At 35.4% G+C, this 12,787-nt stretch carries 12 protein-coding genes and 1 other RNA gene; 2 read left to right on the top strand and 11 right to left on the bottom strand.

Translation table 11 applies throughout. From position 1 onward, the window contains the following. Positions 1-165 precede the first annotated feature (165 nt). Positions 166-1,176: an LLM class flavin-dependent oxidoreductase gene (locus G8Y85_RS10370; protein ID WP_103345273.1), complete on the top strand. Its 1,011-nt coding sequence runs from the start codon at positions 166-168 to the stop codon at positions 1,174-1,176. Between the two features lie 51 nt (positions 1,177-1,227). Here G8Y85_RS10370 and G8Y85_RS10365 read toward each other — a convergent pair whose 3' ends face one another. The 4 genes from G8Y85_RS10365 to cymR form a co-directional block, all read right to left on the bottom strand. After that, positions 1,228-1,392: a hypothetical protein gene (locus G8Y85_RS10365; RefSeq protein WP_164671788.1), complete on the bottom strand. Its 165-nt coding sequence runs from the start codon at positions 1,390-1,392 to the stop codon at positions 1,228-1,230. An 85-nt stretch (positions 1,393-1,477) separates the two neighbouring features. Next, complete coding sequence (locus G8Y85_RS10360; RefSeq protein ID WP_103345274.1) at positions 1,478-1,663, bottom strand: CsbD family protein; 186 nt, start codon at positions 1,661-1,663, stop codon at positions 1,478-1,480. A gap of 66 nt (positions 1,664-1,729) precedes the next feature. Continuing rightward, positions 1,730-2,560 (bottom strand): aldo/keto reductase, encoded by an 831-nt coding sequence (locus G8Y85_RS10355; RefSeq protein WP_103345275.1) that lies wholly within the window; start codon positions 2,558-2,560, stop codon positions 1,730-1,732. Between the two features lie 74 nt (positions 2,561-2,634). After that, a complete protein-coding gene (gene cymR / locus G8Y85_RS10350; protein ID WP_060551185.1) occupies positions 2,635-3,054 on the bottom strand; it encodes a cysteine metabolism transcriptional regulator CymR in 420 nt (139 codons plus the stop codon). A gap of 142 nt (positions 3,055-3,196) precedes the next feature. On the opposite strand from cymR, the gene G8Y85_RS10345 reads away from it, so the two are divergent. Continuing rightward, positions 3,197-4,453 (top strand): replication-associated recombination protein A, encoded by a 1,257-nt coding sequence (locus G8Y85_RS10345; protein WP_107371591.1) that lies wholly within the window; start codon positions 3,197-3,199, stop codon positions 4,451-4,453. A 108-nt stretch (positions 4,454-4,561) separates the two neighbouring features. Here G8Y85_RS10345 and G8Y85_RS10340 read toward each other — a convergent pair whose 3' ends face one another. The 7 genes from G8Y85_RS10340 to G8Y85_RS10310 form a co-directional block, all read right to left on the bottom strand. Further along, on the bottom strand, positions 4,562-5,329 hold the full coding sequence (locus tag G8Y85_RS10340; protein ID WP_037565464.1) for a tRNA threonylcarbamoyladenosine dehydratase: 768 nt from the start codon (positions 5,327-5,329) through the stop codon (positions 4,562-4,564). A 62-nt stretch (positions 5,330-5,391) separates the two neighbouring features. Then, positions 5,392-5,583: non-coding RNA, 6S RNA (gene ssrS / locus G8Y85_RS10335), on the bottom strand. Between the two features lie 52 nt (positions 5,584-5,635). Beyond that, positions 5,636-7,402 carry an aspartate--tRNA ligase gene (aspS, locus tag G8Y85_RS10330; RefSeq protein ID WP_103345277.1) on the bottom strand — a complete coding sequence of 589 codons (1,767 nt, stop codon included), beginning with the start codon at positions 7,400-7,402 and terminating at the stop codon, positions 5,636-5,638. Further along, complete coding sequence (hisS, locus tag G8Y85_RS10325; protein ID WP_060551189.1) at positions 7,402-8,673, bottom strand: histidine--tRNA ligase; 1,272 nt, start codon at positions 8,671-8,673, stop codon at positions 7,402-7,404. Before hisS ends, aspS begins: the two co-directional genes overlap by 1 nt. A 324-nt stretch (positions 8,674-8,997) precedes the next feature. Next, positions 8,998-9,873: an N-acetylmuramoyl-L-alanine amidase family protein gene (locus tag G8Y85_RS10320; protein WP_060551190.1), complete on the bottom strand. Its 876-nt coding sequence runs from the start codon at positions 9,871-9,873 to the stop codon at positions 8,998-9,000. Continuing rightward, on the bottom strand, positions 9,870-10,322 hold the full coding sequence (dtd, locus tag G8Y85_RS10315; protein WP_037565468.1) for a D-aminoacyl-tRNA deacylase: 453 nt from the start codon (positions 10,320-10,322) through the stop codon (positions 9,870-9,872). Before dtd ends, G8Y85_RS10320 begins: the two co-directional genes overlap by 4 nt. Positions 10,323-10,333: 11 nt before the next feature. Continuing rightward, positions 10,334-12,523: a RelA/SpoT family protein gene (locus tag G8Y85_RS10310; protein WP_037565469.1), complete on the bottom strand. Its 2,190-nt coding sequence runs from the start codon at positions 12,521-12,523 to the stop codon at positions 10,334-10,336. Positions 12,524-12,787: the final 264 nt, after the last annotated feature.

The raw sequence follows: 12,787 nt of genomic DNA, 5'->3' as shown, positions 1-12,787 counted from the left end.
AATTTCTAGTCGCTGGTTTATAAAGTATAGTAACCATATATTAATTAATTTAAGCATATCATTCTATGGATAAAACGTGAACGTAAAGAGGATTTTATTCCAATAAGCATATTCATATTTGTATGAATCGTCGTTTGGTATAGTAATGAGGAAGGAAGTGTTAATATGTCAAATCACATTCGTTACTCTGCATTAAATTTAGTACCAATTCGCGAAGGATCTAATGAAAAAGAAGCAATTGCTCAAATGACAGCATTGGCGCAACACTTAGAAACGTTAAACTATGAAAGATATTGGATTGCTGAGCATCATAATGCACCTAATTTAGTTAGTTCGGCCACTGCCCTATTAATTCAACATTGTTTAAGCCAGACGCGCCATATGCGTATAGGTTCAGGTGGCATTATGTTACCGAATCATGCACCTTTAATTGTTGCTGAACAATTTGGTACGTTAAATGTGTTATATGGTGATCGTGTAGATTTAGGGCTGGGTCGTGCACCTGGTACAGATATGGCAACTGCGAGTGCCCTACGTCGTGACCAACATGATGGCGTGTATCAATTTCCTGAGGAAGTGCAACAACTATTACAATACTTCGGTTCTGAAACCAATCAAGGATATGTTAAAGCCATTCCAGCAGTTAATAAACAAGTACCTTTGTATATTTTAGGGTCGTCTACTGATTCTGCTCATGTTGCCGCCCGACAAGGTTTGCCTTATGTATTTGCTGGTCATTTTGCCCCTCAACAAATGAAGGAAGCACTGGCTATCTACAGAGAATTATTTGAACCATCACAATATTTATCCGAACCCTACATCATCGTGTGTCTTAATGCTATTTTAGCTGATTCTAATGAGGAGGCAAATTACTTAGCAACTACACAAGCACAAGTCTTCGCGAGTATATTGAATGGACGTATGCAAAAAATGCAACCACCTGTTCAAGACTTGACTCAAATATTATCACCGCGTATCATCGCATTAGCTGAACAACGCATTGCAGGGTCATTAGTTGGTGACAAAGCAACGGTTAAAGAAAAAATTAAAGACTTTATCGCACACTATGGTGCAATTAATGAAATCATGACAGTAAGTTATATTTATGACACTACTTTACAACACCGTTCTTATCAATATTTTAAGGAAGTTATAGATGAAATCAATCATTCCTGACGTAATGACACAAAAAAGCAATGGATCTAAAAGACCCATTGCTTTTCACATTTATTTATTATCGCCAGAAAATTTGTTAAATGCGTCTTTAGCTTTGTCAGCTAAGCCGCCTTTATCGTCATTGTTGTCGTTATTTTCACCATTTTGTTTATCTTGATACTTGTCATAAGCGTCTTTAGCTTTATCTAAATATTCTTCGCCTTGTTTTTTATCCATTATGGATACCTCCTTGTTCAAGATATTATGTGAATACCCTTACGAGTGAATGTTAAACATGCAACAATATTCGAGATTAAAACGGTTATTGTTTGAATTTATCCATTGCATCGTTCACTGAGTTTTTAGCATCTTCTGTTTTTTCTTTAGCTTTACCTGCCACTTTATCTTGTTTACCTTCATTTTCAAGTGATTCATTATTTGTCGCTTTGCCAACTGACTCTTTAATTGAGCCTTTAGTTTGGTCCATTTTACCTTTATCTAATGACATATATATCCCTCCAATTAATTGAGATAATATAATCATTCCACAAACCACATTTATTTAAACCCGGTGTTAGAATTCTTCATAAATCGAAGGATCTTGTCCTTTTCGTCTTCCATCAATTTTTGATAATTGGTTAATCAATGTCATGTCCGCGTCAGAAATATTAAAATCAAATATTTGAAGATTTTCAAGTTGTCTAGCATGCGATGTTGCTTTTGGAATTGGCATTATGCCTCTTTGTATATGCCATCTTAAAATAATTTGTACAACTGATTTAGTGTATTTATGAGCTAATTCTTGCAAAATAGGTTCCTTTAATAAGCCATTATCTCGACCGATAGGACTCCATGCTTGAATTAAGATTTGATTTTCTTCATGATATGAAAACATCGCTTCTTGGTTGAAATAAGGATGCAACTCTATTTGATTTAGCACGGGTAGAACACCTGTAGTTTGTTTTAACGTTTCTATATATTCCGGTAAAAAATTACACACACCTATTGAACGAATTAAACCCGCTTTTTTTGCAGCAATCATCGCTTTCCATGCTTCAACATATAAGCCTTGTTTAGGATTGGGCCAGTGAATTAAATAAATATCAATATAGTCTACGCCTAAGCGATAAAGGCTTTCTTCAATGGTTTGAAACACATCATCATATGCTTGGTAACGCCCTGGCAATTTAGAAATAATTGTAATGTCTTCTCTTGCAACTTTACTTTGAGCAATTGCCTTGCCCACAGCACCTTCATTTTCATAGTTATAAGCTGTATCAAGTACTCGATATCCCACTTTGAGTGCGTTTTGGATAGCATGTACCCCTTCGACTCCGTTTAATTTATACGTACCAAATCCTATTTGTGGGATAATATGACCGTCATTTAATGTGTATGTATTCATTCTTTAACCTCCTAAAAAAATACAACAATGATTGCACGACGAACCGTGTCATTGTTGTAAAATTATTGTTCAAATTAAATATAAAACATATATCCTTCTAGATAATCTTTTTCCTGATATTCAGCTAATGATTGTAGCGTTGTTTGATCTAATACATCTTTTACAGCATCTCGCATACGTAACCATAATTGTTGCTGTGCAGGCGATTCAGATTCCATACGTTCAACGATTGTAATTGGACCTTCTAAAAGACGTATAATGTCTCCTGCAGTAATTTCATCAGCTGGCATTTTTAATTCGTATCCGCCTTTAGCGCCGCGCACACTACGAATTAATCCTGCATTGCGTAATGGACCAACGAGTTGCTCTAAATACAAATCGCTTAATTGATTTTCTTCTGCTATTGTCTTAAGTGAGACACATCCCGTACCTTGACGTTTTGCTAATGCAATCATCAAAGTAAGCCCATATCTACCTTTTGTTGAAATTTTCATATTATAACCTCACATTATTGATAAACGATTTACTTACAATTTATCGTTATTTATATTAGTATAATACTATTGCAAAAAGAGTACAAATAAGAGCCAAAGGTTTAAAAAATTTGTATGGCTATTTTAGACATGGAGGGTAACTATGAACACTGAACCGTTAGCATCTCGTATGAGACCTAAAACGATAGACGATGTTATTGGACAAAGTCACTTGGTTGGTCCGAATGGCATTATTCGACGTATGGTTAACGCCAAACGATTGTCTTCAATGATTTTTTACGGACCTCCAGGTATTGGTAAAACCAGTATTGCTCAGGCAATCGCTGGTAGTACGGCATATAAATTTCGCCAATTAAACGCCGTGACACATACAAAAAAAGATATGCAAATGATTGTTGATGAAGCTAAAATGTCGGGACAAGTTATTTTGTTACTAGATGAAATTCATCGCTTGGATAAAGCAAAACAAGATTTTTTATTACCACATTTAGAAAACGGTAAAATCGTACTGATAGGTGCGACAACTTCTAACCCTTACCATGCTATCAATCCAGCGATTCGTTCACGTGCACAAATATTCGAGCTGTATCCTTTAGATACGAATGATATTAAAAAAGCTTTGACCTTCGCACTTGAAAATGAGGAACGTGGTCTGAAAACGCACAATGTGCAAATGAATGATGACGCTTTTGAATATTTCGCTACTCAAAGTCAAGGTGATGTTCGTAGTGCTTTAAATGCTTTAGAATTAGCAGTTTTAAGTGATACTGAAACGCCCCCTCACATTACACTTAAAGATGCGGAAGATTGCTTACAACGCGGAGCATTTTTAAGTGACAAAGATGGAGATATGCATTATGACGTGATGAGTGCCTTTCAAAAATCTATACGTGGAAGTGATGTAGATGCAGCATTACATTATTTGGCACGCTTAATTCAAGCTGGTGATTTACCAACAATTGCTAGACGTTTATTAGTAATTAGTTACGAAGATATCAGCTTGGCATCGCCTGCAGCTGGTCAACGTACGCTTGCTGCGATTGAAGCGGCAGAACGACTCGGATTCCCTGAAGCAAGAATCCCTTTAAGCCAAGCGGTGATTGAACTTTGTTTATCTCCAAAATCTAACACCGCTATTCAATCTATTGATGCTGCATTATCTGATGTTCGAAAAGGTCATGTTGGTCAAATCCCAAATCATTTAAAAGATGGTCACTATCAAGGTGCTAAAGATTTAGGTCATGCCATTGGTTATAAGTACCCTCATAATTATGAAAATGGTTATGTAAAACAACAATATTTACCTGATTTACTAAAACGTAAGCAATACTATCAACCGAAAACAACTTCTAAATCAGAACAACAGTTTAAAGCCATTTATGATAATTTAAAAAAGTAAATATAATATAAGCCTTCAATAATCATCTTTTATGGCTATTGAAGGCTTATTTTATATGAATGTTGTAAGTGGTTTTGACCTTTATCTATTTTATAGAACGCGTTAGGTCTATTTATCTTTTATTCGTGTCAAAGGAATGTCACGCGTAATATCATTACAAACGTAACTCGCTAAAATCAAACCAACCACACTTGGCACAAATGCATTAGATGATGGTGGCATTTGCGCTTTACGGTTTTTTCCATTTGCATCGCCGACTACAGCTTTCACATCTTCACGAATTACAATTGGACTTTCATCAGAAAATACAACGGGAATGCCTTTATAAATCCCTTTACGTTTTAACTGATTTCGGATTACACGAGCAATTGGATCTGTATGTGTTTTCGAAATATCCGTAATTTGGAAACGTGTCGGATCAATTTTATTCGCCGCCCCCATACTAGAGATGATTTTAATCCCTCTGTTCAGACATTGTTCCATAAGGTGTACTTTGTAAATAATAGTGTCGCTTGCATCAACAATATAATCAATTTGATAATCATTAAATAATTGTTCGTACGTTTCTTCAGTATAAAACATGTGCAAGGATGTTACGGTACATTTCGGGTTGATCAGTTTGATTCGTTCTTCCATTAAGCTTACTTTACTTTGACCAATGGTAGACGTTAATGCATGTAATTGACGGTTAACATTCGTTATATCTACATCATCTTTATCAATCAAGATGATATGTCCAATATTTGTACGCGCAAGTGCTTCTGCCGCAAAGGAACCTACGCCTCCTACACCTAAAACAGCAACGGTTGTATTTTCTAGTAATTTTAATCCTTCTTGTCCGATAGCTAATTCATTTCTCGAAAATTGATGCTTCATAATGAACTCCTTTAATCTGTTTGAACGCATAAAAATACGCAAGACATACGTCTTGCGTACCGATAGAATCCGTCATGCCGTAGTTTAAAGTGCTTGATCATTTTGGCCTGCTATATACAGGTGGGTGTCCTGTTTCTTGTTTTGCACGTCCTCCTTTAGAGGCGTGTGCGCTGCAAGAAAACCCATTGGACTCCCTGATCAAAGAGTGTTAGGTCAAAATACATAAAGCGAACTTACGTACACTACAGACGACTATCTTATGCATTCATCATACCACATATCATGTATTTGGCAAGTGATATGAATTTAATGTTTAATACGTAAAGATAATTCATCTAATTGTTTCGATGAAACCTCACTTGGTGCATTTGTTAATAAATCTGTAGCTGATGCCGTTTTAGGGAATGCAATCGTATCGCGTAAGTTAGATGCACCAGTCAGTAACATCACTAAGCGGTCAAGACCAAGTGCGATACCACCATGAGGCGGTGCACCGTATTTAAATGCATCTAATAAGAAACCAAACTGTTCTTGTGCACTCTCTTCAGTAAAGCCAAGTGCTTTAAACATTTTAGATTGTATATCGCCATCATGAATACGAATCGATCCGCCACCAAGCTCAAAACCGTTAAGCACGATATCATAGGCTTGTGCTTGTGCAGTTTCTGGTGCACTTTCTAATTTATCAATATCTTGTGGTTTTGGTGACGTAAATGGATGGTGAGCTGCAACATAACGATTTGTCTCTTCATCATATTCTAATAATGGCCAATCCGTAACCCATAAGAAATTGAATTGATTTGGATCAAGTAAGTTTAATTCTTTTGCTAATTTGACACGCAATGCACCTAAACTTTGTGCCACTACGTCTTTAGAATCTGCAACAAATAATACAAGGTCACCAGCTTGAGCAGCAGTGAGTTCACGTAATTTTTCAACATGGTCTGCTTCAAAGAATCTTGCAATAGGTCCATTTAAACCGTCTTCAACAACTTTAACCCATGCTAAACCTTTAGCACCATAAATGTTAACAAATTCAGTTAAACCATCGATATCTTTACGTGTATATTTGTCGGCGCCTTGTTCCACAACTATTGCTTTCACTTGTCCGCCATTTTCAACCGCACTTGTAAAAACTTTGAAGTCCATCATGCTACCAAGTTGAGATACATCGATCAGCTCCATGCCAAATCTTGTGTCTGGTTTATCCGAACCATAACGTTCCATCGCTTCGGCATAAGTCATACGTGGAAAGGCTTCATCAATAGTAATCCCTTTTACATCTTTCATGACAGCTTTTAACATTTGTTCTCCAAGTTGCATTACGTCTTCTTGTTCAACAAAACTCATCTCAATATCAACTTGTGTAAATTCAGGTTGACGGTCAGCACGTAAATCTTCATCTCGAAAACATTTAACAATTTGGTAGTATTTATCAAAACCACTCATCATTAATAATTGTTTGAATAATTGTGGTGATTGCGGTAATGCATAAAATTCACCCTCATGAACACGAGATGGGACAAGATAATCTCTAGCTCCTTCTGGTGTTGATTTTGTTAATACAGGTGTTTCAATATCATAAAATCCTGCATCATCTAAATAACGACGAATGGCTTGCGTTGTTTGATGACGTAATTTGAAAGTACGTGCAAATTCCTCACGACGTAAATCTAAATAACGGTATTTTAATCGAATATTCTCATCAACATTTACATTTTCATCATTAATTGAGAATGGTGGTGTTTCAGATTTATTGATAATTTGAATATGGGATGCTTGTACTTCCACTTGACCCGTTTTGATTTTAGGGTTTATGGTATCAGCATCTCTTTTAGTTACAGTTCCTTTAATTTCAACTACATATTCTGAGCGAATGCGTTCTGCAACTTCTAACGCTTCTTTAGAGAAGTCAGGATTAAAAACTACTTGTACAATCCCCTCTCTATCACGAACATCAACAAAAATGAGTCCACCAAGGTCTCGACGATTATGCACCCATCCTTTCAATGTAACTTCTTGACCTAAATATGATTCTGTTATGAATCCACAATAAGTAGTACGTGGTGTCATTATGCTTTTCCTCCATTTATAAATTGTGCAATTTCATTTAATTTAATCGTATGACTTTCTCCCGTAGCCATGTGTTTGATTGCAACTTCATTTGTCGCAAGTTCTTGATCCCCGAGTACAATGGTATACGTTGCATTTAATCTATCAGCTTGCTTCATTTGACCCTTTAACTTGCGTGATAAATAATCTTTGTCAACGCGAATATTTTCGTGTCGTAAATCGTTTAATAATTTCACTGCATAGTCATCAGCATCGTTGCCCATTGTAGCGATGAACAAATCTAAATGTGACGTATGGGGAAGTTCAATTCCTTCTTCTTCAAGTGCCATAAGAAGACGCTCAATACTCAATGCAAAGCCAATACCAGTTTGATTTGGACCACCTAAAAGTTCTAACAAACCATTGTAGCGTCCACCGCCACATAATGTTGTAATTGCGCCTTTATAGTCTTCATTATCTATCATTAATTCAAAAGCTGTATGCGTGTAATAGTCTAAACCACGAACAAGATTTGGATCAACGACATATGGTATGCCTAAGCGATCTAAATGTGCTTTTACCGCATCAAAATATGATTTTGAATAATCATTTAAATAATCTGTAATGGATGGTGCTGTCTTCATTTCTGGTTTATCTTTATCAACTTTGCAATCTAAAATACGCATTGGATTCGTTTCAATACGGTTTTGACAATCTTGACAATACGTATGAATCACCGGTTTGAAATGCGCTCTTAATGCCTCTTGATATTCTACACGTGATTCTGCATCACCAACACTATTGATGACAAGTTTTAAATGTTTTAAACCAAAAGACTGGTAAATGTGCATCACCATTGCTAGAACTTCAGCATCAATACTAGGATTTTCAGCACCAATAGCTTCTATACCAAATTGGTTAAATTGACGATAACGTCCTTTTTGCTTTCTTTCATAACGAAACATTGGACCGTTATAATAAAGCTTAACTGGCTGATTCGCTAGACCTTGCATTTTATTTTCAATGTAACTTCTTACAGTTGCTGCTGTCCCCTCTGGACGTAATGTAATACTACGGTCGCCTTTATCTTTAAACGTGTACATTTCTTTTTGTACAACATCTGTTGAATCACCAACACCTCTAGCAAATAAATCCGTACTTTCAAATATTGGTGTTCGAATCTCTTGGTAATTGTACACTTCCATTAATTGATGTAACTTTGACTCAATATAACGCCATTTAGGCGATTCTTCAGGTAATATGTCTTGTGTTCCACGAGGAATATTAATCATCAGTCCATCCTCCTTATTTTTTTAAATAAAAAAGCCCCTTGCATGCGTAACCACATACAAGGGACGTACTTTAGCCGTGTTGCCACCCTAATTTAAGTACATGAAGACCATGTACTCACTCAATAGCTCATAACGTAAGCAAGACGGCTTTATTTTCATAAAGCACCTCTTCTTGTGTTCAAATGAATGCAAACAAGGTTTATATTTCAGCCACGTATAAACTCTCTATAACAAGTTAAAAACATTCAATTTCAAGAATACAATCGGTTTTATTTATCAAATTCAGTAATTATCATACATGTTTTTATTGAGGTTTTCAAGATATTAACTTAAAAAATAATTTTTAAGGCCTTCCACTAAAGCATTTTCAACCACTTGGCGATGATTGTTATCTTTTATCATCACTTCATCAGTAGGGTTACTAATGTAGCCAAGTTCAAGAAGTACAGCAGGCATATCTGTTTGTCTCAAAACTTGAAAATTTTCTTGACGTACACCACGATTTGAAAGCATGCCCTTTTTTTGAATACTTGCATTCAGAGTTTGTGCTAACATTTCTTGTTGTTCATGATACCAGTATACGGTAGCGCCATTTGCTTTGTTCGACTCTAAAGCATCATTATGTATACTAATAAAAGCGTCACCCGTGGCTTTTCGGTCTTTTAACCGTACGTACGTATCATCACTACGTGTTAATTTAACTTTAGCGCCCTCTTTTTCAAGTTTATCTTTTAATTCTAGACTCGTTTTTAAAGTCATATCTTTTTCAAGGGTATTTTTACCCGTCTGACTTGATGCCCCTTGATCATTGCCACCATGACCAGGATCAATAACAATGACTTTTCCTTTCAATGGACGTGCATGTGGGTTCTCATCCTCTTTAATATCTAAATTGGTATGCCAACCTGCAATCCATCCTTTTTGTGAATCATCATATGATGTGACTTCTAACCATTTACCTTCTTTACCAATCACTTTAAATGCTTCACCTTCGCGACTATTAAATAAAACAGGGTAACTCGCATTGGGACCTGTGCGGATTTGTGCATCTTCAATCAGATAGATTTTATCATCAGCATTATCTTTGATTGCATTAATCACTACAAGGAGTATAAAAACTAGTGAGATAATGATGGCACCAAAATAAAAGCGCTTAGGTTCTATATTTTTTGAACGTAACCATTTCTCAAAGTATTTCATATTATTTTGCCGTTTTCACTTTCATAAATAATGGTAACAGGACCATCATTTTGAATATCGATGGTCATATCAGTGCCAAATTCACCAGTCACAACATCGAACCCATATGATGCTAAAGCGCGATTAAACACTTCATATATTTCATTTGCTTCATTTGGTGCTTTTGCTTTAGTAAAACTCGGTCGATTTCCCTTTTTAACGTCGGCAAATAAAGTGAATTGAGAAATTGAAAGTATTTCACCTTTGACTTGTTGTATATTTAAATTAAGTTTACCTTCTGTATCTTCAAATAATCGAGCATTGATAATTTTTTTAGCTAAAATTTCGGCATCAGCATGAGTAGAATGTTCCCCAACACCAACCAACAAACAATAGCCTTTTTCAATAGTGCGATGAATATTCGAGTTTCGAACACCCGCCGATTTCACTCTTTGAACTACAATTTTCATTTATGGCACTCCTAATTCCAAACTCGTGTTACAGTATAAATGTCACCGAGCTGTTTTATTTTATCAGCTACTTTATATACTTCATGTACATTTTTTACCATAATACTTAAATTAATGACAGCATTTTTATCTACATCTGAACGACCAGCTACTTTAACGAGATGACTCGACGTACTATTCACGGCTTGTAATACTTCATTAAGTAATCCATTACGATCATAGGCCGTTACTTCTAAGTCTACTTGATATTTTTGAGAGGCATCTTTAGACTTAACCCACTCTACATCAATTAAACGTTCTGCTTCGTTTTGTATATTTGGACAATCGGTACGATGAACTTTAATGCCATGTCCTTTTGTAATATATCCAACAATTTTATCTCCAGGAATTGGATTACAACATTTAGATAGTTTGATTAACACATTATCTAAACCTTCGACATACACACCTGAATCGGTTGTAATATGATCTTTAATAGGCACTGATTTTGTGACTGATTGTGCCTGGTTTAGTGCTTTTTGTTTATTCTCAATACGTATACGTTCTGTGAGTTTATTAACAATTTGATTTGATGTAACGCCACCAAAACCAACTGCAGCAAACAAGTCATCTTCGTTGGCAAAGTTATATTTGTCATTGACAATTTTAATATTCCGCTCGGTTAAAACTTCCTCGACTTTGAAGCCTTGTTCTTTAATTTCAGCTTCAATCATAAATTTACCTTTTTCAATATTAGACGAACGATCTTGCTTTTTGAAAAAGCTTTTAATCTTACTTTTCGCACTAGAAGATCTGACAATTTTTAACCAATCTCTACTAGGACCATACGAATGTTTACTTGTACGAATTTCGACAATATCACCTGTTTGTAATACGTAATCGATGGGTACAATTTTACCATTTACTTTAGCACCTATCATCTTATTGCCCACTTCACTATGAATGGCATACGCAAAATCTATTGGCACTGCACCATAAGGTAACTCTATAACATCACTTGCAGGTGTAAATGCGTACACTTTATCGCTTTGTAAATCAAACTTCAGGGATTCGATAAACTCTTGCGCGTCAGAGGAGGTGTGGTCTTGTTCTGCTATATCTTTCAGCCAGTTTAATTTCTTATGATACGTTTCACTATCTTTATCTACTTTTTTACCCTCTTTATACGCCCAGTGAGCAGCAACACCGTGTTCTGCAATTTCATGCATTTCAAATGTTCTAATTTGAATTTCTAACGGATCACCATTGGGACCGACAACTGTCGTATGCAATGATTGGTACATATTTTGTTTTGGCATCGCTATATAGTCTTTAAATCGTCCCGGCATAGGTTTCCATAACGTGTGAACTAGACCTAAAACCGCATAACAATCTTTAATAGATGAAACAATCACTCGAACAGCTAATAAATCAAATATTTGATCAAATTGCTTCTTTTGTTTCATCATTTTACGATAAATGCTATAAATGTGTTTTGGTCGGCCACTAATATCGCCTTCAATTTGCATCAGATTCATTTCTTTACGAATATTTTCTATCGCATTTTCAATATAGGCTTCTCGTTCACTTCGCTTTTTTTTCATTAAATTTACAATTCTAAAATATTGAACGTTGTCGATATATCTTAATGCAATGTCTTCAAGTTCCCATTTAATTGTATTAATACCTAATCTATGTGCAAGTGGTGCATAGATTTCTAGCGTTTCTTTTGAAATGCGTATTTGTTTTTCTCGTGGCATGGCTCTTAATGTACGCATATTATGTAATCTGTCGGCTAACTTCACCAATATAACACGGACATCTTTCGCAATGGCTATAAATAATTTTCGATGATTTTCAGCCTGTTGCTCTTCTTTTGAACGGTATTTCACTTTTTTTAACTTCGTAACACCATCAACGATTGTCGCTACTTCAACATTAAACATTTCGACTACATCGTCAAAGGTATAAGGCGTATCTTCAATTACATCATGTAAAAAACCTGCTACAATCGTAGGGCCATCTAAACGCATTTCGGTTAATATGCCTGCAACTTGAATGGGATGCATGATATAAGGTAATCCATTTTTACGAAATTGACCTTCATGTGCTTTATATGCAATTTGATAGCTTTTCAAAACATATTCATATTCTTTTTGATCTAAATACGTTTTCGCTTTATGTAATACTTCGTCAGCACTATATGGATATTCGTTATTCATAAAGGGCACCCCCATCTTCTAAATAATACTTCTATCATACTACATGATTATCAAGAAATGAACTGTATTCTACTGATAGTACACAATATTGTCTCACTTTTATGTGACATTTAACTCTTTATATACCATCACAAATCTTTTTAAAATCACGATAAAAAATACGTAATATAGGATTAAAAAATGAATCATTCGAATCATCATGCTTAACGTTTAATTTCATCGGACTATAAAATAATGAGTAACTTGTGATTCCTATATAAATAA

It is taken from the genome of Staphylococcus sp. 11007852, from assembly GCF_011394325.1.
GTDB classification, from domain to species: domain Bacteria; phylum Bacillota; class Bacilli; order Staphylococcales; family Staphylococcaceae; genus Staphylococcus; species Staphylococcus agnetis.
Note: the sequence above shows the minus strand (reverse complement) of the source record. Positions and strands in the feature narration are given on the sequence as shown.